This is a genomic window from Pantoea sp. C2G6 (genome assembly GCF_051336815.1).
GTDB lineage: Bacteria > Pseudomonadota > Gammaproteobacteria > Enterobacterales > Enterobacteriaceae > Pantoea.
Map to the genome: position 1 here is coordinate 99,000 of NZ_JBGMNJ010000016.1, position 20,159 is coordinate 119,158.

Annotated in this window: 17 protein-coding genes; 2 read left to right on the top strand and 15 right to left on the bottom strand. The window is 57.7% G+C overall.

Translation table 11 applies throughout. The annotated features are described in order from the left end of the window. The first annotated feature begins 49 nt into the window (after positions 1-49). The gene (gene bsmA / locus ACCW71_RS17985) at positions 50-376 is read left to right on the top strand and encodes a biofilm peroxide resistance protein BsmA (RefSeq protein ID WP_436373724.1); all 327 of its coding nucleotides are present in this window, start codon (positions 50-52) and stop codon (positions 374-376) included. On the opposite strand, the gene ACCW71_RS17990 is transcribed toward bsmA, so the two are convergent. The 15 genes from ACCW71_RS17990 to nnr all read right to left on the bottom strand — a co-directional run bounded on the left by ACCW71_RS17990 (position 350) and on the right by nnr (position 18,599). Beyond that, a complete protein-coding gene (locus tag ACCW71_RS17990; RefSeq protein WP_436373726.1) occupies positions 350-1,978 on the bottom strand; it encodes an isovaleryl-CoA dehydrogenase in 1,629 nt (542 codons plus the stop codon). The genes bsmA and ACCW71_RS17990 overlap by 27 nt on opposite strands. 220 nt (positions 1,979-2,198) lie before the next feature. Beyond that, positions 2,199-2,933 (bottom strand): 23S rRNA (guanosine(2251)-2'-O)-methyltransferase RlmB, encoded by a 735-nt coding sequence (gene rlmB, locus ACCW71_RS17995; protein WP_436373728.1) that lies wholly within the window; start codon positions 2,931-2,933, stop codon positions 2,199-2,201. A 70-nt stretch (positions 2,934-3,003) separates the two neighbouring features. Beyond that, positions 3,004-5,493 (bottom strand): ribonuclease R, encoded by a 2,490-nt coding sequence (rnr, locus tag ACCW71_RS18000; RefSeq protein ID WP_436373730.1) that lies wholly within the window; start codon positions 5,491-5,493, stop codon positions 3,004-3,006. Between the two features lie 16 nt (positions 5,494-5,509). Beyond that, on the bottom strand, positions 5,510-5,953 hold the full coding sequence (gene nsrR, locus ACCW71_RS18005) for a nitric oxide-sensing transcriptional repressor NsrR (protein WP_436373732.1): 444 nt from the start codon (positions 5,951-5,953) through the stop codon (positions 5,510-5,512). A 218-nt stretch (positions 5,954-6,171) separates the two neighbouring features. Next, positions 6,172-7,470 (bottom strand): adenylosuccinate synthase, encoded by a 1,299-nt coding sequence (locus ACCW71_RS18010; RefSeq protein WP_436373734.1) that lies wholly within the window; start codon positions 7,468-7,470, stop codon positions 6,172-6,174. A gap of 165 nt (positions 7,471-7,635) precedes the next feature. Then, a complete protein-coding gene (locus ACCW71_RS18015; protein WP_436373736.1) occupies positions 7,636-7,836 on the bottom strand; it encodes a DUF2065 domain-containing protein in 201 nt (66 codons plus the stop codon). Positions 7,837-7,895: 59 nt separating this feature from the next. After that, positions 7,896-8,900, bottom strand: a complete 1,005-nt coding sequence (hflC, locus tag ACCW71_RS18020) for a protease modulator HflC (RefSeq protein WP_436373738.1) — start codon at positions 8,898-8,900, stop codon at positions 7,896-7,898. 3 nt (positions 8,901-8,903) lie between these two features. Next, on the bottom strand, positions 8,904-10,142 hold the full coding sequence (hflK, locus tag ACCW71_RS18025) for an FtsH protease activity modulator HflK (RefSeq protein ID WP_436373740.1): 1,239 nt from the start codon (positions 10,140-10,142) through the stop codon (positions 8,904-8,906). Between the two features lie 170 nt (positions 10,143-10,312). Further along, complete coding sequence (gene hflX, locus ACCW71_RS18030; RefSeq protein ID WP_436373742.1) at positions 10,313-11,593, bottom strand: ribosome rescue GTPase HflX; 1,281 nt, start codon at positions 11,591-11,593, stop codon at positions 10,313-10,315. Between the two features lie 74 nt (positions 11,594-11,667). Further along, positions 11,668-11,979, bottom strand: a complete 312-nt coding sequence (gene hfq, locus ACCW71_RS18035) for an RNA chaperone Hfq (protein ID WP_436373744.1) — start codon at positions 11,977-11,979, stop codon at positions 11,668-11,670. Between the two features lie 104 nt (positions 11,980-12,083). Next, positions 12,084-13,034, bottom strand: a complete 951-nt coding sequence (gene miaA / locus ACCW71_RS18040; RefSeq protein ID WP_436373746.1) for a tRNA (adenosine(37)-N6)-dimethylallyltransferase MiaA — start codon at positions 13,032-13,034, stop codon at positions 12,084-12,086. Continuing rightward, positions 13,027-14,892 (bottom strand): DNA mismatch repair endonuclease MutL, encoded by a 1,866-nt coding sequence (mutL, locus tag ACCW71_RS18045; RefSeq protein ID WP_436373748.1) that lies wholly within the window; start codon positions 14,890-14,892, stop codon positions 13,027-13,029. Before mutL ends, miaA begins: the two co-directional genes overlap by 8 nt. A gap of 49 nt (positions 14,893-14,941) precedes the next feature. Further along, positions 14,942-16,609 carry an N-acetylmuramoyl-L-alanine amidase AmiB gene (gene amiB / locus ACCW71_RS18050; RefSeq protein ID WP_436373750.1) on the bottom strand — a complete coding sequence of 556 codons (1,668 nt, stop codon included), beginning with the start codon at positions 16,607-16,609 and terminating at the stop codon, positions 14,942-14,944. Beyond that, positions 16,606-17,082: a tRNA (adenosine(37)-N6)-threonylcarbamoyltransferase complex ATPase subunit type 1 TsaE gene (gene tsaE, locus ACCW71_RS18055; protein ID WP_436373752.1), complete on the bottom strand. Its 477-nt coding sequence runs from the start codon at positions 17,080-17,082 to the stop codon at positions 16,606-16,608. Before tsaE ends, amiB begins: the two co-directional genes overlap by 4 nt. Beyond that, the gene (gene nnr / locus ACCW71_RS18060; RefSeq protein ID WP_436373754.1) at positions 17,079-18,599 is read right to left on the bottom strand and encodes a bifunctional ADP-dependent NAD(P)H-hydrate dehydratase/NAD(P)H-hydrate epimerase; all 1,521 of its coding nucleotides are present in this window, start codon (positions 18,597-18,599) and stop codon (positions 17,079-17,081) included. The genes tsaE and nnr overlap by 4 nt, the downstream gene beginning before the upstream one ends. On the opposite strand from nnr, the gene queG reads away from it, so the two are divergent. Further along, entirely contained in the window at positions 18,598-19,737 is a 1,140-nt protein-coding gene (gene queG, locus ACCW71_RS18065; RefSeq protein WP_436373756.1) for a tRNA epoxyqueuosine(34) reductase QueG, read from the top strand. The genes nnr and queG overlap by 2 nt on opposite strands. Positions 19,738-20,159 lie beyond the last annotated feature (422 nt).

Consider the following 20,159-nt stretch of genomic DNA (forward strand, 5'->3'; position numbering starts at 1 on the left):
TGGGGCGATGGCATACACTTGATCCATCGTCCTGAATGAGGGTTTTGCTATGCGTTTCGCTTACTTACTGGTTATCAGTCTGCTGCTGTCAGGCTGCTCCGCGTTTGAGACCACACCCAAAGCCCCGCCCGCGCCGACGCAACAGGCGCAGGAAATTTCACGGGCGCAGAGTGCTGGCCTGCCGAAGCTGGGCAATATTACCGTCAACGTGCATGGTTCACCGGATGATGCCGAGCGGGCCGTGGCGGCACAGGCGAATCAGGCCGGGGCCGCTTACTATCAGATCGTGATGCTCAGCGAAACGATCATGCCCGGTTTATGGTACGCCAGCGCCATCCTCTACGGCCCTTCAGCCACCGCAGGCGCGCGTCAGTAACCGATCGGTGAGCACGCCATCCAGCGGTCGCGCACCGCGCTGGTCGAGCCACTGTCGGCACCACGCATCGGCCAGCGGCGGCTCGGCATACTTCAGCAGCTGCGCCCCGGTCGCCAGGTGCAGCAGCGTGCCGGTAACCTCCCGTGCCTGTGTTTCCGCTATTTTGTGGAGCCGCAGCCGTAACTGACGCCAGCGCGTATCGAAGTGACGGTTGCACCCTTTCACCGCTTCAAATTCCTGACTCAGCATCTCTGTCACCTCGCCATGACGGGCGAGCACGCGCAGGACGTCCAGGCACATGATATTGCCGGAGCCTTCCCAGATGCTGTTGACCGGCATGTCGCGATAAAGCCGGGGCAGTTCGCTCGCTTCGCAGTAGCCGATCCCGCCCAGCACCTCCATCGATTCCGCCACAAACGGCGCGCCCGCTTTGCATATCTGATATTTTGCCGCCGGGGTAAAGAGCCGGGCAAAGCTGACCTCATGGGGTTTTGCCGGTTGTGACCAGGCGCGCGCCAGCCGCATCAGTAACGCGGTTTGTCCCTCAAGTTGCAGCGCCTGCTGCGCCAGCACCTGACGCATCAGCGGCTGATCCACCAGATTTTTCCCCATCACCTGACGCTGGTGCGCATGAGAGATCGCCACCGAGAAGGCGCGGCGCATCTGACCGTGGCTGCCCAGCGCGCAGTCGAAGCGCGTCATACCGCCCATCTTCAGCATCAGCCGCACGCCCTCGCCCTCCTCGCCCAGCAGCCAGCCGGTCGCGTCACGGAACTCCACTTCGCCACTGGCGTTCGAGCGGTTGCCCAGCTTCTCTTTGAGCCGCTCCACCAGGATAGCGTTGCGGCAACCGTCCGGTAACAGGCGCGGCAGGAAGAAGCAGCTTAAGCCAGCGGGCGTCTGCGCCAGCACCAGATGCGCATCGCTCTGCGGGACCGAGAAAAACCATTTATGGCCGGTCAGCCGGTAGGCCTCACCGGGACCACGTGCCGCCAGGGGCTCGGCGTGAGTGCTGCTGCTCAGCAGATCGCTGCCGCCCTGCTTTTCGGTCATGCCCATGCCAATCAGCAGGCCGCGCTTCTGGTCGCCAGGCTGCGCATGGGTGTCGTAGCGGTCACTGAGCAGCGGATCGAGCCAGCCTTCAAAGGCGGCGGGCAGATAAGTCTGCAACAAGGGGATCGCCGCGTGGGTCATGGTCACCGGACAGAGCGTACCGGCCTCCACCTGCGCATGCAGAATAAAGCGCGCGGCGCGCGCCACGCTGGCCTGTTCACGCACGGTGGGCTGCCAGCTGAGGTTGTGCAGTCGGCTGGCGCAGACGCCCTGCATCAGCAGATGCCAGGCGGGATGAAAGCGGACCTCATCAAGACGCTCGCCACGGGCGTCATAGCGCAGCAGCTCGGGCGGTTCCGCATTGGCGAGCCGCCCCAGCTCCAGCGATTCGGCGCTGCCCAGCGCTAATCCGACGGAGGCCAGCCATTCGCGGTCCCACTCTGCGCCTTCGCGGGCAAGTGCCTCGACGAGCGGCGTATCGGTGAGGAACAGGTTGCTGTTGCTGAGAGGATGGGGCTGATTAAAAACGGTGTGTGTTGTCCAGGTCATAACCACTCCTCGCGGATGTCACTCCATAAGTATACCCGTCGTCTTTCAAGCTGCATTTTTGTTGGCTGCGTTCACTCACCCGAATCACTTACTCATGTAAGCTCATCGGGATTCGTTCTCTTGCCGCCTCAATGCAACCCGAAATCCTTTGGGTATATACGAATGACGCGCGGTTATGCCTGGGACAGAAACTGATTTGTGGCGGGGATCACATCGGGATTCAGGCGTTGCGCTGACGCACCGCTTCAAACAGGCAGACGCCGGTCGCCACCGAGACGTTCAGCGAAGAGACGCTGCCCGCCATCGGAATGCTGATCAGCTCATCGCAATGTTCGCGGGTCAGACGACGCATCCCTTCCCCTTCCGCGCCCATCACCAGCGCCATTGGGCCAGTCATTTTGCTCTGGAAGACGGTATGGTCAGCTTCACCCGCGGTGCCGACCACCCAGATGTTGTACTCCTGCAACAGACGCAGGGTACGCGCCAGGTTGGTGACGCGGATCAGCGGCACATTTTCTGCCGCGCCGCTGGCCACTTTTTTCGCCGTGGCATTGAGCGGCGCAGAGCGATCTTTGGGCACGATAACCGCATGGACGCCCGCCGCATCGGCGCTGCGCAGGCAGGCACCGAGATTGTGCGGATCGGTTACGCCATCCAGCACCAGCAGAAAGGGGCTCTCCAGGCTCTGTAACAGATCGGGCAGATCCCCTTCCTGATACTGACGGCCCGGTTTGACCCGCGCCACGATACCCTGATGCACACCGCCTTCCACCTGGCTGTCGAGCCATTTGCGTTCAGCCAGCTGAATCACGATGCCCTGAGCTTCCAGCGCGGCGACCACGGGTTGCAGGCGACGATCGTCGCGGCCTTTGAGGATAAAGACTTCCTGGAAACGTTGGGGATCGCGCTCCAGCAGCGCCTGCACGGCATGGATACCAAAAATAATTTCGCTCATCGATCTGCTCAGTGGTTGGAAATGAATAAATTACCGCCCTTTCTCCTCGGAAAAAGGGCGGAGAGGCGCATCAGGCGGAATCGGCCTTTTTACTGGCGCGCTTCGCCCGCGTGGCGGCGGCGATTTTACGGGTTTTTTCCGAGACGTTTTTACTTTTTTTCCCGGTTTTCGCGGCGGCGGGCTGGCCTTTATCGCCACGGAACGCGGCGTCCGGCTCAAAATTCGCTTTTTTGCTCACGTCACGACGGCGTTTCGCTGGCGCTTTATCGTCACGCTTCGCCCGGTCACGCGCGGTTTTGCCTTCACCACGCACCTGACGCTGGCTGGAGATCAGGGCAAAGTCGATTTTACGCTCGTCCATGTGGACCGCTTCTACCCGCACTTCTACCGTGTCGCCCAGACGATAGGTGCGACCGCCCGATTCACCAATCAGACGCTGACCCACCGGGTCGAAACGGTAGTAGTCGTTGTCGAGTGTGGAGACGTGCACCAGACCATCAATAAACAGATCGCTTAAACGCACAAAGAAGCCAAAGCCGGTGACGCTGGAGATAACGCCGTTGAAGACGTTGCCGACCTGATCCTGCATAAAGTCGCACTTGAGCCAGTCCGCCACGTCACGGGTCGCCTCATCGGCGCGGCGTTCGGTCAGTGAACAGTGCAGGCCCAGTTGCAGCATCTGCGGCATGTCGTAGTGATAGCCGCCAGTCGCCGTGGTGAGATCTTTGGCATTTTTATCTTTTGGCATCAGGTATTTGATGGCACGTTGTACCAGACCCTTGCCTTCACCCTGCTCTTTTGCCAGCAGATATTTGATCGCGCGGTGCAGCGTCAGATCCGGGTAGCGGCGGATTGGCGAGGTAAAGTGCGCATATGACGAGAGCGCCAGGCCAAAGTGACCACGGTTTTCTGGATCGTAAACGGCCTGCTTCATTGAACGCAGCAGCATGGTTTGCAGCATTTCCGCGTCAGGACGGTCGGCCACCTGCTTCAGCAGCGCCGCGTAGTCAATCGGCTGCGGTTTGTTGCCGCCAGGCAGACTCAGCCCCAGCTCGTTGAGCACGGTACGGAAGCTCTTGATGCTTTCATCGGTCGGGCGATCGTGATCGCGGAACAGCGCCGGTTCCTGATTTTTCTCAACAAAGCGCGCCGAGGCGATATTCGCCAGGATCATGCACTCTTCGATCAGTTTATGGGCGTCGTTACGGGAGACGCGCTCTACGCGCTCAATGCGGCGCTCGGCGTTGAAGATGAACTTCGCCTCTTCCGTCTCAAACGAGATACCGCCCCGCTCTTCCCGCGCGGTTTCCAGCGCCTGATAGAGGTTGTGCAGCTCTTCAAGATCTTTAACCAGCGGCGCATAGTGCTGACGCAGCTCTTTGTCGCCCTGTAGAATGCTCCACACTTTGTTGTAGGTCAGACGCGCATGGGAGTTCATCACCGCTTCGTAGTGCTTGTAGCCGGTCAGCTTGCCTTTGGTCGAAATGGTCATTTCGCACACCATACAGAGGCGATCAACCTGCGGGTTAAGCGAACATAAGCCGTTCGACAGCACTTCCGGCAGCATTGGCACCACCTGCGAAGGGAAGTAGACCGAGGTACCGCGCTGATGCGCTTCGTCATCCAGCGGCGTGCCGGGACGAACGTAATAGCTCACATCGGCGATAGCCACCCAGAGACGCCAGCCGCCACCGCGCTTCTTCTCACAGTAGACCGCATCATCAAAGTCACGGGCATCTTCGCCATCAATAGTCACCAGCGGCAGTTTGCGCAGATCGACGCGCCCTTTTTTCGCCTCTTCCGGGACCTCTTCTTTCAGCTTGCTGACCTGCGCTTCCACTTCCGGTGGCCAGGTGTGCGGGATCTCATGGGTGCGCAGCGCCATATCGACCGCCAGGCTGGTGCCCATGTCATCGCCCAGGATTTCAGTGACTTTACCAATCGCTTTGCTGCGACGGTTTGGACGCTGGACCAGCTCAACCACCACCACGGAACCCATGCGGGCGTTCATCGTCTCTTCCGGTGGGATGAGAATATCGAAACTCAGTCGGCTGTCGTCCGGGACCACAAAGCCAGCACCGGCATCGGTAAAGTAACGGCCGACAATCTGGTTGTTGCGCGGCTCCTGCACGCGGACCACGCGCGCTTCGCGGCGGCCTTTGCGATCGGCGCCCAGCGGCTGCGCCAGGATGACGTCGCCATGCATACAGAATTTCATCTGTTCGGCGGAGAGGTAGAGGTCATCTTTCTGACCTTCTGCCCGCAGGAAGCCGTAGCCATCACGGTGGCCGATGACTTTACCGCGCAGCAGATCGAGGCGTTCTGGCAGGGCGTAACATTGACGGCGGGTAAACACCAGCTGACCATCACGCTCCATGGCGCGGAGGCGGCGACGCAGCGCCTCAAGCTGATCTTCATCCTGAAGGTTCATTTCCTGGGCCAGCTCTTCGCGGCTGGCCGGTTTTTCACGTTTTTCTAATAGCGCCAGAATAAATTCACGGCTGGGAATAGGGTTTTCATATTTACCCGCTTCTCTATCCTGAAAAGGATCTTTTGACATAACGGTTCCTCCGATGTCATTTAATATTTATATCCACTGGCGAACTGGACAGTATGATTTCATAAAGTGGTGTATTTCCTTCGACCAAATCCGCCAACGTATAGCTATCCAGCTCCTGCAAAAATCGCTGCACCGCGTCATGCAGCGCCCGCTTCAGACGACAGGCCGGGTTAATAGAACAGGAAGCGCAGTCCACTAATTGTAGTGGCTCCATCTTACGCACAACGTCACCGATCACAATCTGGCGCGGCGGCATCCCCAGACGAATCCCGCCATTTTTGCCGCGCGTTGCCGCGACATAACCCGCCCGGCTCAGCTGATTAATGATTTTGACCATATGATTACGGGACAAACCGTAGGTGTTTGTCACGTCGGTAATATTGGTTTGCTGACCTTCCGGCAGCGATGCCAGATAAATCAGGGCCCGCAGACCGTAATCAGTAAAACTTGTGAGCTGCACAGTAACCTCAGTGAATCAGCAGGCGTGACAGAGTGTGATTCGCCTTTCGATGGATGTCAGGAGTCGATCGGATCGCCATTTGATTAACTACGATGATAAACCAGAGTCTGTCTGGCCGTGCGTTTTTTTAAGCCAGCACAAGGTTTGACAAGCGAAGGGAGTATAAGTGGCATCAAAGAGTGGAAAAACAAGGGCCGGACAGCGTCCGGCCCGGATGATTACGCGTCGAACGGATCGCGCAGAATCATCGTTTCACTGCGGTCAGGACCGGTTGAGATAATATCAACCGGCACGCCTGTGACCTCTTCCACGCGCTTGATGTAGTCACGCGCGGCCTGAGGCAAACCTTCCAGCGTCTTAACGCCAAACGTTGTCTCGCTCCAGCCTGGCAGGGTTTCGTAGATCGGCTCAATGCCTTCCCAGTTCTCTGCCGCCAGCGGCGTAGTGGTCACTTCGCGGCCATCCGGCATACGGTAAGCAACACAGATCTTCACCTCTTTCAGGCCATCCAGCACGTCCAGCTTGGTCATGCAGAAGCCTGACAGGGAGTTGATCTGCACCGCACGGCGCACCGCAACCGCATCCAGCCAGCCGGTACGACGACGGCGGCCGGTGGTGGCACCAAACTCATTACCCTGCGCACAGAGGAACTCACCGGTTTCATCAAACAGTTCGGTCGGGAACGGACCTGCACCCACGCGGGTTGAGTAAGCTTTCACAATACCCAGCACGTAGTCGACATAGCGCGGACCGATACCGGAGCCGGTTGCGACGCCGCCCGCGGTGGTGTTGGATGAGGTGACGTAGGGATAAGTACCGTGGTCAATATCCAGCAGCGTACCCTGCGCACCTTCAAACATGATCAGATCGCCCTTCTTGCGCGCGCTGTCCAGCAGTTCAGAGACGTCAACCACCATGCCAGTAAGGATGTCAGCAACTTCCATCACGTCACTCAGCACTTTATCAAAGTCGACCGCTTGCTCTTTGTAGTAGTGCACCAGCTGGAAGTTGTAGAAATCGACCACTTCTTTCAGTTTGGCAGCAAAGGTTTCTTTGTTGAACAGATCGCTGACGCGCAGTGCACGACGAGCCACTTTATCTTCATAAGCCGGACCGATGCCGCGGCCGGTGGTCCCAATCGCTTTGGCACCACGCGCTTTTTCGCGCGCCATATCCATCGCTACATGGTATTGCAGGATCAGCGGACAGGCTTCAGAAATCAGCAGACGTTCACGTACCGGGATCCCGCGCGCTTCCAGGCCTTTCATCTCTTTCATTAAGGCTTCAGGAGAGAGCACTACGCCGTTACCGATGATGCTGGTGACGTTATCGCGCAGAATGCCAGAGGGGATCAGGTGGAGGACGGTTTTTTCACCGTTGATGACAAGCGTGTGGCCCGCATTGTGGCCGCCTTGATAACGCACAACGTAATTCGCGCGCTCAGTCAGAAGGTCTACAATCTTACCTTTGCCTTCGTCACCCCATTGGGTGCCCAGTACGACGACGTTCTTACCCATTTCTCAAAATCACCGATTGCTTAAAAAAGGATTCTACCATCTGATCCCGTGGTTTTCAGCACTTTTAGCATACGATTGCGCGCTTTTTTGCCTGAGTTTTGATCACTACAACATGTTGGGGATAATGGTACAGAGAGGCACAATTTAGGCGGTCTGACCCTCAGGTCAGAGATTGCCATGCAGGCTGAGCATGCAATAGATCACCATACCGGCCACCACCAGCCCACCACCAAAACGGTGTAACAGGCGATCGGGTAAGCGGGTCATCGCCAGGATCATGCGTCGCCAGGCGCGCGGCATGAACATCGGTCCCAGTCCCTCCAGCACCAATACCAGCGCCAGTGCCATCCAGATGCTTGTTTTCATACGGCTATCCAAAAAAAAAAGGGCCGACAACATTGTCGGCCCACAGGTTATATCAGTTCTTAACGTGTCGCGTTAGAGGGCGCCTTCATATATCGGAAGAAGTCGCTGTCCGGGCTTAACACCATCACATCCTGATTTTCGTTAAAGCTGTTTTCATAGGCACGCAGGCTACGAATAAAGGCATAGAAGTCGGGATCTTTACTGAACGAGTCGGCAAACAACCGGGCTGTTTCCGCGTCACCATCACCGCGGGTGATCAGCGCTTCACGCTGGGCTTCGGCGAGGGTGCGCGTTACCTGGTAGTCCGCCTGGGCACGCAGTTTTTCCGCCTCTTCCTGACCCTGTGAACGCTGGCTACGCGCTACCGCTTCACGCTCGGCGCGCATACGGTTGAAGATCGCATCTGACACTTCGGTCGGCAGGTTGATCTGCTTGATGCGCACATCCACCACCTGGATCCCTAAGGCCGCCATACTGTTCGGGTTAGGCGCAGGCTCGCTGCTGTTGGTTTCACGCTCAACGCGGGCGGCGGCGCTGGCAATCGCATCGTCCGCAGCCGGGGTGGCGATTTCATCATCGCTGCCCGCTGAACCGGTGTTCAGCGCGTCACGGACATCGGTGGTCAGACGGCCACGCGAATCGGTGACAATATCTTTCACATCCAGACGGCCCATTTCAGAACGTAAGCGGTCACTGAACTTACGTTTCAGCAGCACTTCCGCCTGTGAGACATCGCCACCACCGGTGGCCAGGTAGTAGCGACTGAAGTCGCTGATACGCCACTTGATGTAGGAGTCGACGATCAGATCTTTCTTCTCTTTGGTGACGAAGCGATCGGCCTGGTTATCCATAGTCTGAATACGTGCATCCAGGGTTTTCACCGTTTCCAGGAATGGGATCTTGAAATGCAGACCCGGTGCAAACACCTGCGGCTTGTTTTCGTCGTCGCGCAACACTTTACCGAAGCGCAGGACAATGCCTCGCTGGCCTTCCTGCACCACAAACAGCGATGCATAGAGCGCGACCAGCACGACAATGATTAAAAACAGAATTGGCTTACGCATCGATTACTCTCTCCCTTCGCGCTGGCTGTCGCTGCGCTGAGCATTCGCCCGACGCTGATCCATGATGTTATCCGGACTATATGACGACGTGTCACTGCGGCTGGCGCTGCTGTCAGAGCGGGCGGGCTGTGAAGCGCCGTTAGCACCTTTCTGACCGTTCTTGCCGAGGGCAGCCTGGCCGCCATGCATCAGTTGATCAAGCGGCAGCACCATCAGGTTGTTACCCCGATCGTTCACCAGCACTTTGCGGGTATGACTCAGTACGCGCTCCATGGTTTCGATATAGAGACGCTCTTTGGTGATTTCAGGCGCGGCTTTATATTCCGGCAAAATCTTGGCGAAACGCGCCACTTCACCCTGCGCTTCCAGAACCGTACGCTCTTTGTAAGCACGCGCCTCTTCCAGAATACGTTGCGCCTGGCCGTTAGCCCGTGGCTGAACTTCGTTGGCATAGGCTTCCGCTTCACGAACATACTGCTCGCGGTTTTCACGGGCGGCGATGGCGTCATCAAACGCCGACTTCACCTCTTCCGGTGGACGCGCAGCCTGGAAGTTGACGTCCAGTACCGCAATCCCCATGTTGTAAGGGCGAATCGTCTCATCGATTTCACGCTGGGTATCGCTACGCACCACGGTACGGCCTTCGGTCAGAATGCGGTCCATGGTAGAGCGGCCAATCACGCCACGCAGCGCGCTGTCAGTGGCCTGACGCAGGCTGTCATCGGCGCTGGTCACCGCATAAAGATAGCGTTCCGGATCGGTCACGCGGTACTGCACGTTCATCTCCACGCGCACCACGTTCTCATCCGAGGTCAGCATCACGCCGGAGGCGGCCAGTTCACGCACCGACTCAACGTTAACCGCACGCACCTGATCAATGAAGGTTGGCTTCCAGTTCAGGCCAGGTTCAACCAGATGGCTGAATTTACCGAAGCGCGTCACCACGCCACGTTCCGCTTCTTTGATGGTGTAGAAACCGCTTGCAGCCCAGATGACGACCGCCGCAACCGCGACAATGCCAACAATTTTGCCACCGCTGCCGGAGCCGCGCTGACCGTTGTCGCTCTGTTTGCCACCGCCCAGTCCACCAAGCTTCTTGCTCAGCTTACGGAAGATGTCATCCAGATCAGGAGGCCCGGACTCCCGTCCTCCTTTATTCCCCCCAGAGTTGCCGCCTTGATTATTGCTGCTTCCCCACGGGTCGCGGTCCTGTCCGTTATTTCCGGGCTGATTCCACGCCATGTCTCTACTCCATTTATTGTATTTGCGGCTTACCCTTTATCTTTCAGGCAGTTGCGGCGTTGGCTGCTTTCACTCACCCTGGTGACTTACCGCGGTAAGCGCCGAGGGACTCGTTCAGTTGCCGCCTTGCGACCACCTGAAATCTTTTGGATAAGTTCGATTGGGCAACATCAAACAATGTAACTGGTCAGCGACGGTTCCTGCTTACATAAACGCATCCATTCAATCATGGGCATACGTATCTGCAATCCTACACTGCCGTCCTCTTCATTCCACTCTTTCTCAATCGCCTGCAACTGATAGAAGCGGCTGCGCAGACGCCCCGCCTCCGGTGGCAGGCATAACTTATGCTGGGCGATTTCGCCCGACAGACGTTCGGAAAGCGCCTGCCATAACAGCGGAACGCCTGCGCCGGTCTGGGCGGAGAGCCAGACACGGATCGGCAGGTTCTCTTCGTTACGATCGATACGCGGTTCAAAACCTTCAAGCATATCGATTTTGTTCATGACCAACAGCGTCGGGATTTCGTCCGCTTCGATCTCTTCCAGTACGGTATCCACGGCTTCAATATTTTCCGTGACGCGCAGGTCAGCCCCATCGATGACATGCAGCAGCAGGGTCGCCTGCCGGGTCTCCTGCAAGGTGGCTTTAAAAGCGGCAACCAGATCATGTGGAAGATGGCGAATAAAGCCGACCGTATCTGCCAGCACCACATCACCCACATCGGCAACATTCAGACGGCGCAGGGTCGGATCGAGGGTGGCGAATAGCTGGTCTGCGGCAAAGACGTTGGCAGAGGTCATGGCGTTAAAGAGTGTCGACTTACCGGCGTTGGTATATCCCACCAGCGAAACGGTAGGCACATCCGCTTTGGCACGCGATTGACGCCCCTGCTCGCGCTGTTTTTCAACCCGCTCAAGACGAGACAAAATCTGGCTGATACGCCCACGTAACAGACGACGGTCAGTTTCTAACTGCGTTTCGCCGGGGCCACGTAAACCGATACCGCCTTTCTGACGTTCAAGGTGAGTCCAGCCGCGTACCAGACGGGTGGCAAGATGGCGCAACTGGGCCAGCTCAACCTGCAATTTACCTTCATGGGTACGCGCGCGCTGGGCAAAAATATCCAGAATTAAACCGGTGCGATCGATTACCCGGCATTCGCACAGGCGCTCAAGGTTTCTTTCCTGAGCGGGTGTAAGGGCATGATCGAATAAAACGACCGATGCTCCAGTTGTTTTTACCGCATCGGCAATTTCAACGGCCTTTCCTTCACCGACAAAATACTTGGGGTGTGGCGCTTTACGGCTGCCAGTAACCACTTGCAGCGCCTCAACGCCAGCAGAAGAGACCAGGGTTTCAAATTCCTGTAAATCTTCTACTTCTTTGTCTTGGGAGAACCAGATGTGTACCAGTACGGCCTGCTCACCGGCATCATAACGGTCAAACAAGCTATAACCTCGCTAAAATAAAAGACCAGGACGGAAACCCATCTGTTTTCCTGTCCTGGCTGTACGGCGACGCCTTATTCTGCGCTATCACCGTCTTGTTGTGGCTGTGGCTGTGCAGATGTGTTGCTGCCACCATGATGGTAATTATTGCTGCCGCCACCGGTATTATTGCTATGGTGAGAAACCGGGCGCGAAGGAACAACGGTAGAAATGGCGTGCTTATAAACCATCTGACTGACCGTGTTTTTCAACAAAATTACAAACTGATCAAATGACTCAATCTGACCCTGCAACTTAATACCGTTAACCAGATAAATCGAAACCGGAACACGTTCACGACGCAGTGCGTTCAAAAACGGGTCTTGTAATGATTGCCCCTTAGCCATTCTATCTTTTCCTTATATGCTTGTTGTTTGTTGCTAGTAGAACCTATGGTTCTGAAAAAAACTGCGTAAAAATTTGCGCACGATAACCCATCAATTGTACACAATCACCCATGCTTCGCACTAAGAACCTGTAACACTGTATCACGCGCCAGCCGGGGCTCATCACTGTCTAACCAGTGAATATTTTCCCAGCCGCGTAACCAGGTTATCTGGCGTTTAGCGAGCTGCCGGGTTGCGCAAATTCCCCGATAAACCATCTCGCTGTAATCGATTTCGCCAGACAAATAGGACCACATCTGACGATAGCCAACACAACGAATGGAAGGCATGTCCGTATGCAAATCACCTCGTGCAAACAGGGCCCGAGACTCCGCTTCAAATCCTGACGCCAACATCTGCTCAAAACGCAACGCGATGCGCTGGTGCAACAGTTCACGGCTCGCGGGGGCGATGGCAAACTGGTGCACGTCGTAGGGTAACGCTTCACCGGACGTTTTTGTCAGTTCAGTTAAAGTTTTACCCGAAATAAAAAAAACTTCCAGTGCTCGCGAAAGTCTCTGCGGATCATTCGGATGAATACGACTGCCGGCAACCGGGTCGATTTCACACAGCTGGCGGTGTAAGGCCTCCCAGCCCTTTTCACGCGCCGTTTGCTCTATCCGCTGACGAACGTCGGGATCGGCCGAGGGCAGCGGCGACAATCCTTCAAGTAACGCCTTGAAGTAGAGCATGGTTCCACCAACAAGCAACGGTATTCGTCCGGCTTCAACGATTTCCGCCATTTCTGCTAACGCATCACGTCGAAACTCCGCCGCCGAGTAGGCTTCCGCGGGATCGCGTATGTTGAGCAGACGATGGGGCGCCACAGCTAACTCCTCAGCCGACGGTTTCGCCGTGCCAATATCCATCTGACGATAGATTAAGGCAGAATCTACGCTGATTAGTTCCACAGGTAAGTGCTTACGCAATTCAATCGCTAAAGCGGTCTTGCCAGACGCCGTGGGTCCCATCAAAAAAATAGCCTTTGGCCGGCCAGCCTGGTTTAGTTCACTCATGCTTCAACGCGGTAATCGCGCTCTCAATCTCTATGGCCTGTAGTAAGCCTGAAGGTGGCGACTTCAGCAGCTGTGGACAGAGCCGTTCAAGCTCTGCCAGCAGGTTGATCGCCTGTGAGTGATTCCAGTCGGAGGGTTCTGCATCGGGACGCCGTGCCAGCCACTGGGCCAGCTGCGTCGCAGAACTCTCCTGCTGCCGGGCGAGATAGCCTAACAGTTCAGGAATCAAGATTTGTAAATTTTGTGTTCGTAACGGTAAAGGCACGGCGCGCAGCGTCACGTGGTCACCGTCGGGTTGCAGCTCAATGCCCATCTGATTGAGCAACTGGCTATTTGCCTCGGCCGCCTGGCGTTCGTCGCGGGCGATTTTTAAACGCACCGGAATCAATAATGGCTGCGGTTTGAGCCCGGTTTCGCCCGGCTCCAGCTGCGCCTGTTTCAGCCAGCGCGCCGCCACCGGCAGCGCCATCAGCATTAATTTCTGGTCCTGCTCCAGCAGGGCATAGTGGTTTTGCAGCACCGTCAGCACCCGGCCAAAACTCTGCGCGTGTGCCGCCAGCGGCGACGCCTGCGCCACCCGACGCGGGGCCGCTTCGCGGGCGGCGGACGGCAGCGTGCTGACCGCAGGCGTTTTCAGCAACTGCTGATAAACCGCGCCTTCACGCTGACGATAGAGGTTCTCTTTGTTCTGCCAGGCCGGTGGTGGTGCGGGCGGCGTTTCACGGGCGGGGTGATTGGGCTGGCGTTCGCTGGCGGAGGCCGCAGGCTGAGCAAAATGGTTCCCGCCCGCCGCCTGACGGTTTTCCGGCTGTCGCCGTGGAGCCGCCTCTTCTGCCTGCACCGCGGGTAATACCGGTGCAGCCACTGCCTGTAGCGCGCTGATCACGCCCTGATAAATAAAGTCATGCACCAGCCGCGACTGATGAAACCGCACCTCATGCTTTGCCGGATGGACATTCACATCCACCTGATGCGGATCGATCTCCAGATAGAGCACGTAAGCGGGCTGCTGCTCATCCTGGAGCTGAGTCTGGAACGCCTGGCGGATAGCATGGTTGATCAGCTTGTCGCGCATCATCCGGCCATTAACGTAGCAATATTGCAGATCGGTGACCTGTCGCGAACCCGCGGGATCGGCGACCCAGCCGCGCAGCGAAAGATCGTCATGCTGCCAGTCGATACGCATCGCATGCTGCATAAAGGTGGTGCCGCAAATCGCGGCCAGCCGCCGCTCCTGCTGACTCTCATCACTGACGGCGCGGTACTGCCGCATCATTTTGCCGTTGTGACTCAGTGATAGCGCGACATCAAAGCGCGCCAGCGCAATACGGCGAATCACTTCGTCGATATGACCGAATTCGGTTTTTTCAGTGCGCATGAATTTGCGCCGCGCCGGGGTGTTGTAAAAGAGATCCAGCACCTCCAGCGTGGTGCCACAGGGATGGGCCGCGGGCTTCACCGTCACATTCATCTCACGCCCTTCGGCGTACGCCTGCCAGGCTTCGGTTTGATCGGCGGTACGTGAGGTCAAGGTCAGACGGGAAACCGAGCTGATACTGGCCAGCGCCTCACCACGGAACCCCAGACTCATGATCGCTTCGAGGTCATCCAGTGAGGCGATTTTACTGGTGGCGTGACGGGCCAGCGCCATCGCCAGGTCGCTTTTTGTGATGCCGCAGCCGTTGTCACGGATGCGGATAAGTTTTGCGCCGCCTTTTTCAATATCAACATCAATGCGCGTCGCACCAGCATCAAGGCTGTTTTCCACCAGCTCTTTTACCACCGACGCAGGACGTTCGACCACTTCACCCGCCGCAATCTGGTTGGCCAGCTGTGGCGGTAAAATTTGTATCGGCATGGTGGGTATCCTTTTGGCTGACAGCCCGGCACGGTGGCCGGGCAAACAATCAGGATGCAGGGATCTTCAGGTTCTGACCCAACATCACGTTGGTCGACTTCAGGTTATTGGTCTGCATTATCGCTTTCGGGCTGACGCCATAGTGCGCCGCGATACCGGTCAGCGAATCACCCACGACCACTTTATGGCGCACCACCCCACGGGTCGCTGCGCGCGTGGTGCGGCTGGCGGCGGCGCTGGCCGGGACTTTCAGCCGCTGACCGACCCACACCACATCCCGCTTCAGGCTGTTCATCTCACGCAGGGTGTCCATGCTGACGCCATACTTCGCGGCAATGCCGGAGAGCGTCTCGCCGCGCGTTACCGTATGACGCTGGGTGACGCCGGTGTATTGCGTCACCCCGGTCGCCGGATTACTGGCTACGCTGACCGCTGGCGATGAGCCCAGCGGCCGGTTTTCCTCCTTTGGGATGGATTGCAGCGGGTGCGCCAGGAAATAAGTGCGCAGACCCCGGTAGATCGACTGCGCAATCTTATCCTGGTGTGCGCTACTGCCTAGCAGTCGCTCCTCCGAGGAATTACTGATGAAGCCGGTTTCCACCAGCAGAGAGGGAATGTCCGGTGAGCGCAGCACGCCCAGGCTGGCATGTTCCGGCAGCCGTTTATGCAGCGAGGTGACGCTGCGCAGCTGCTGTAGCACTTTCTGGGCGATGTCATACCCGACGCGCTGTGAGTGACCAAATTGCAGATCCAGCACCGCCTGGCTGAGATAGGGATCGGCCTGACTGTTCGCCAGCAGATCGCCTGCGCCGCCCAGCAGTTCCGACTGCTTCTCTTTCTGCTCCAGCCAGTTAGCCATCTCGTTATTAGCACGACGGTTGGAGAGCACCCAGACCGAGGCGCCGGTCGCCGCATGGCTCGGCGCGGCGTCGGCGTGGATCGAAACCAGCACGTTGGCATTGGCTTTACGCGCCACGTCGGAACGGCCCATCACCGAAATAAAGTAGTCGCCATCGCGGGTCAGCACCCCTTTGAACATCGGATCGTTGTTCAGCAGCACCCGCAGTTTGCGCGCAATCGCAATGGTGACGTTTTTCTCTTTCAGCCCGCGCTGTCCGATAGCGCCAGGATCCTGACCACCGTGTCCGGCGTCAATTGCGACGATCACCGTGTCATTCTGGCTGACCGCCCGGCCAGGACTCACCGTACTGGCGCTGCTGGTCACGGCCGTCACCGGGTTGGCGTTGAAGGGATTGGCGGCGGCGCTCTGCGTCGGCGTGCGGGTCGGGGCGACCACTGGCGCAGGCGCACTGCGCGTCACCGCAGGTGGCTTACCGGTAATGGTAAACACCACGCTATAACTGTTGCCGTTACGCTGAGTGACCGCCCGGGTTTTACCCGGCTGCGTCAGTTCAAACACCAGCCGCACGCTCTGCTTATCTTTAGGCGTGCTGCTGCGAATGCGCTTAACGATATTTTCGCCGCTGAAATTGAGTGGCAGTCCCTGAATAATCCCGCTCTGGCGTATATCCAGCACCACGCGGTCAGGGTTGTGCAGCGGAAAGAAGCCATACACCGGCTGCCCGGCAAAGTTCAGCGTAATGGTGGCCTGGCTGTCACCGTTGGCGACTTTAATGTCTGACAGGCTCGCCGCGAACAGCGGCGTGCAGAGCAGCAGTAGCAGGGTCGCGCACGCTATTTTCATCCGTGACATCATCGCGGCGCCCTGTCCTGTTCAAATTGTTCCAGCCACTGCTGGCCCGGCACGGATGACGCCGCCAGTTCCGCTTCTCGCGCCTCGCCCACGTAGCGCAGCGTGATGGTGAGATCGGGCGGTGGCAGAAAACCTGCGCCCTGCTGTGGCCATTCCACCAGGCAGATTGCCTCGCCGCTGAAATAGTCACGTATGCCCATGAACTCAAGCTCTTCGGGATCGGCCAGGCGATAGAGATCGAAATGGTAGAGCGCGCGATCGCCCAGGGTGTAGGGCTCTACCAGGGTATAGGTAGGGCTTTTGACGTTGCCCTGATGGCCCAGCGCATGCAGAAAGCCGCGGCTGAAGGTGGTTTTACCCGCCCCCAGATCGCCATAGAGATAAATTACCGCCGCGCTGCCACAGGCGCGCGCCAGCTGAGCGCCCAAACTGAGCGTAGCCGCCTCATCGGGCAAAGAGATAACACAGGTCTTCATGCTTCTTTATTCATCTCAGGATTAACAAACTGCCACAGCAGATCCAGTAAATCAGTTGCCAGCATCCCGCGGGTACCGCGTTGCAGCGCCACCGCATCGGCGGCACCACCATGCGCCACACAGCCGGCACAGGCCGCATCGAACAGCGCCAGTTTCTGGCCCATCAGTGAGGCGATAATGCCACTCAGCAGATCGCCCATACCACCGGATGCCATACCAGCGTTGCCCACATCCGCAAAGGCCATGTCGCCCTGCTCGCTGGCGATCAGCGTGCCAGCCCCTTTCAGGACCACCACACCGCCATAGCGCTGGGCCAGGGTTCGCGCTGCATGTAAGCGGTCACTCTCAACTTCACTGGTCTGGATGTTGAGCAGCCGTGCAGCTTCGCCAGGATGTGGCGTAATGATGCGATTCTGACGTTTCTCAGCACTGATTGCCAGCAGGTTAAGTGCATCCGCATCCCAAAGCATCGGCTTTTCACTGCCCGCCACCTGCTTCAGCGCGCGCTTGCCCCACTCACGCTGCCCTAAACCCGGTCCCACCGCGATCACATCCGCCCACGCCAGCGCCTCACTCAGCCGTTCATCGGTCAGTTCATCCACCATAATTTCGGGCCGCGCCGTGAGGATGGGGATGATGTTATCTTTGTGAGTAAGTACTCGCACCAGTCCGCTGCCGCTGCGCAGGGCGGCTTCGGCCGTCATACGCACCGCGCCCGCCGTGCCAGCGTCGCCGCCCACTACCAGTAAACGGCCATGATTGCCCTTATGCGATGTCGGTTTACGCGGCTTAAGCCAGCGGGTCAGTGCGCTGGCATCGTAACGCGCCATCGGCGCTACCTCGCCGGCTAGAAAAGCAGCGAGACCGAGATCGGCGTAGTACAGCTCGCCGATATAATCCCGGGCTTTGCCGGTGATCTGCCCGGGCTTCAGCGCGACCACGCTCAGGGTATGATTGGCGTTAATCACCTCACCGGGCGCGCAGCCGCTCTGCGCCGATAAGCCGGAAGGCATATCAATAGCGAGCACCGGCGCGGCATGACCGTTCGCCTGCTGGATCAGCGTGGCATAGGGTTCGGCGGGCGGGCGGTTGCAGCCGGTTCCCAGCAGGGCATCCACAATCAGATCGACCTGCTCTGGCCAGGCGGCGTCAGCGGCATGGATCTCACCGCCCGCATCCAGCCAGGCGTCTCGGGCGCGCTGCGCCTCTTCGGGTAACGCTTTTCCGCCCTCACAGGCCAGCAGGGTAATGGTTCTGCCTGCCGCCTGCCCCAGCCGCGCCAGCACATAGCCGTCGCCACCGTTGTTGCCGTGGCCGCACAAAATCAGCCAGTGCTGCGCGTCAGGCCAGTGCAGACGCAGATGTTCATAGGCGGCCTGCCCCGCGCGCAGCATCAGCTCATATAAGGTGACGCCGAGCGCATCCGCGCCCCGCTGTTCAAGCGCGGCTATCTCCTGCGCAGGCCAGATAGAATATGGTAAACTGCGGCTGTTTTTCTTCGAACTCTGGTCACTCATGTCATACCCTCTCGATCTTCATCAACTCGCCCAGCAGATTAAACAGTGGGGATTGGATCTCGGCTTTCAGCAGGTCGGCATCACCGATACCGATCTCAGCGCGGAAGAGCCGCGTTTACAGGCGTGGCTGGATAAGCAATATCATGGCGAGATGGAGTGGATGGCGCGGCACGGCATGATGCGGGCGCGTCCGCATGAACTGTTACCCGGCACGCTGCGCGTCATCAGCGTTCGCATGAATTACCTTCCGGCCAAAGCGGCCTTTGCCAGTACGCTTAAAAATCCCCGACTGGGCTATGTCAGCCGTTACGCCTTAGGACGGGATTACCACAAAGTATTACGCAATCGACTGAAAAAGCTCGGAGAAATGATCCAGCAGCACTGCGGTGAGCTGAATTTTCGCCCGTTTGTCGACTCCGCGCCGCTGCTTGAGCGACCGCTGGCCGCCAAAGCGGGGCTGGGCTGGACCGGCAAACATTCATTGATTCTGAATCGTGAAGCGGGCTCGTGGTTTTTCCTCGGCGAACTGCTGATCGATATTCCACTGCCGGTGGATACGCCGCAGCAGGAGCAGTGCGGCCGCTGTGTCGCCTGCATGACTATCTGCCCTACCGGCGCGATCGTTGAGCCTTATGTGGTCGATGCCCGTCGCTGCATCTCCTATCTTACCATTGAACTGGAAGGGGCAATTCCGCCCGAGTTCCGTCCGCTGATGGGCAACCGCATCTATGGCTGCGATGACTGTCAGCTGATCTGCCCATGGAACCGCTATGGCCAGCTCAGCGACGAAAGCGATTTCTCGCCGCGCGCGGCCCTGCATGCACCAGAGCTGATCGATCTTTTTCAGTGGGATGAAGCGAAGTTTTTACGTATCACCGAAGGATCGGCGATTCGTCGCATCGGTCATTTACGCTGGTTGCGGAATATCGCCGTGGCGCTGGGGAATGCGCCCTGGTCACCGGAGATCCTGCCGGTACTGGAGCAGCGACTCGGCGAGAGTGACCTGCTGGATGAACATATTGACTGGGCAATCGCGCAGCAGCAGCAGAAACGCCAGCAGCACACCATTGAGGTGCAGCCTGCGCAGCAAAAACGGCTGGTTCGTGCCGTAGAGAAAGGCTTACCGCGTGATGCATGATTGAGCAGCCACGGGCCGATTGGCGTTTTCCACATGCTGTGAATAAAAATAAAAAGCTGTTGTCATTCAACTGCAATAACGCTGATTACGCGGGCAGGTAACAATCCGACATATTTTCATTTTTATAAATATCAACAGCTTATATAAAATTTGTGTTTATTTAATAATGGGACTATCGCTTCGCTTAACAGACAAAGCTGTGGATAACTCTGTTTAAAAGCGATTTACAGATCGCCGTAAACAGCGCAGATGAGGGGGTGCGGTGCTGTGGATAACCTTCAGGAAACCATCAATCACATCTGACGATAAATCGCCTGAAAATTGCCTGACATAAAATTGTGATTAAATCTGGAGCGGGAAACGAGACTCGAACTCGCGACCCCGACCTTGGCAAGGTCGTGCTCTACCAACTGAGCTATTCC